Origin of the sequence: Mesorhizobium sp. M1A.F.Ca.IN.020.03.2.1, assembly GCF_004023205.1 — a bacterium.
Taxonomy (GTDB): Bacteria; Pseudomonadota; Alphaproteobacteria; order Rhizobiales; family Rhizobiaceae; genus Mesorhizobium.
Map to the genome: position 1 here is coordinate 1 of NZ_RZSV01000432.1, position 1,920 is coordinate 1,920.

General features: G+C 59.8%; 2 protein-coding genes and 1 pseudogene. 1 reads left to right on the forward strand and 2 read right to left on the reverse strand.

Going from position 1 to position 1,920, the window contains the following annotated elements:
* Positions 1–327: pseudogene (locus EOA79_RS31735) on the forward strand (hypothetical protein); the annotation flags it as partial.
* 350 nt (positions 328–677) lie between these two features.
* Here the strand turns inward: EOA79_RS31735 and EOA79_RS31740 are convergent.
* Together EOA79_RS31740 and EOA79_RS31745 are read right to left on the reverse strand one after the other, a co-directional pair.
* Positions 678–1,265 (reverse strand): hypothetical protein, encoded by a 588-nt coding sequence (locus EOA79_RS31740; RefSeq protein WP_128161284.1) that lies wholly within the window; start codon positions 1,263–1,265, stop codon positions 678–680.
* A gap of 72 nt (positions 1,266–1,337) precedes the next feature.
* Complete coding sequence (locus tag EOA79_RS31745; protein ID WP_164894055.1) at positions 1,338–1,769, reverse strand: thermonuclease family protein; 432 nt, start codon at positions 1,767–1,769, stop codon at positions 1,338–1,340.
* Positions 1,770–1,920 lie beyond the last annotated feature (151 nt).

Below are 1,920 nucleotides of genomic sequence, written 5' to 3' on the forward strand. Positions count from 1 at the left end.
GGTAGAAAGCAAGTACCCGGGAGACCGGAAAGACGCCTTCGCCCACGCCAACCAGCTTGGTCAAGCCTTGAACGTCAATATATGACGACATGGTTCGAGCCGACCGGCGCGGCCTATTTCTCGCACATCAACAAGCAGAGCATCGAGGCTGTCATTGCGGATGTGAAGGGCACGGAAGCGGCCACGACCATCCGTGCGGCTGGCAAGAAGGCCGAGGCCGTTGCCATTGCCGAGCGCATGGTTGCAAACACCGGCTGGCTTCCAGAGCCGGTCCGCATCCCTGCCGCTGACAACAGTATGGCACATGAGTTCCCCGAACCTGAATAGGCCGCTGGCTGGTCGCGCTTCTCTCCGGCGCGGCCAGCTCCCCCAATCCCTTTAGCGTCCGGCCAGGCATCGAGCCTGCCCGGGCGCTGGCGCTTTCGCTTCCAGTCCTGCCCCTTGTTCGATCTGCGCCGGAGGCGGATCGAACAGCTTCGCCCGACGGGCGAGGGGCGATGCCCCCTCGTCCCGACGCCGCCAGCACCGCCCCGGCGCGCAGGGTCGCGCAAAGGCGGCTAATCTGCCGGAACCGGAGCCACGCGCAGGCGCAGGCGCGCTAGCGCCGAGGCGAGCATGGCGAGGACCAACCCTTTGCGGGGGCCGAGCACTGGGGGCATCTCCCTTGCCCGTACTTCCTAAAAATCCTGGATAGCTTCACCATCGGCGTTATCGAGCATGCGGCTTAGCATCATCGGTGCGCCGAAGAGGCCGATGTCAATGAGCCTGTCACCCAAGCTGCATTTGAACACAACCGATATCGTTTCATCCGATTTGCGCTCGCCAAAACCTTTCTTCTTTTCCACTGGTCGGTCGATCCATGCGCCGGCGTACTTGATGGCTTTTCCGTATTTTTGTTCGGGGCATCCTTGAAAGGCGGGCAATCTTCTGGTGTGGTGTTCGGGTGGTAGAACACCTGCGTCACCTTTTCTCCGTAAGGCCATGCCGTGAACAAACGGTGATATGGTCGGCGTCTCTCGTGTATATGATTTCTTTGAGCGCCCTTTCGCCGTAAAGGCATCGATCTTTTTACGCCTGATAGCAAATTGCTCATCAAAGGTCGGGCCGCGCCGCTCCCTATATTTGACGAAGCCCTTGGCGGTTAGAGCCTCTGTTACAACCGCTGGCGTGTCCTCGATCTGGATTCCGAAAATGCCGAATGTCACGTCTTGCGCGAATGCGGGACCAGTCAGCAAAGGCAGGACGACACCATAGAATGCTCTCACGCTTATAAAAACGTCTCCTTCCTTCACAACTGTTTATTCAAGAAAGCACTTGTGGACCCTGAAATGACGCCTTCATTGGCACCATTCATGCGGGTCATGATAGCCACCGGCATAAGGGCGACCGTAGCCGCTTTCGACCATCAGGGACGCAATGTCGTCACCCTTATGGGTGCGGATGTTGACGAGGACGCGCCCATAGCGATCGCGCCCTTGCGGATAGTACGACAGGCGGGGAATCTGCATAAGCTCGCGCAAGCGCGCAGTTGCGGCGTCGGCGAGATGCCGTTCCTTGCCGCATCGCGCGCCGTCGCCGGCCTCTGGCGTGTTCACGGCGGCCAGCCGGTACTTGATCCCGTCCTTCCAGAAGGTATCGCCGTCAACAATGCAAGTGACGCGCTTGCCGCGACCGCAGATCGGCCATGACGTTTCGGCGCTCGCCGCTGGCATGATGACAGGGAGGGCGGGTAGAAGGGCAGCACCCAACAGCAGGCGCGGAAAAATCATTCGGCACATCCTCTCGGATTGATTTCACTTTATGCAGCAGAATGGAAACAATTTCGATCTGCTTGCGCAAGATGTTTTTTCGGAGCTCGGCGGCCCTGCCGAAGGCGGGCGGCGCTGTCGCGCAGCCCTTCTCCGCGTCAGTCCCGGGAGA

Coding starts and splice junctions, on each gene's coding strand:
- EOA79_RS31745 (WP_164894055.1), bottom strand. CDS start 1,769: ATGATTTTTCCGCGCCTGCTGTTGGGTGCTGCCCTTCTACCCGCCCTC.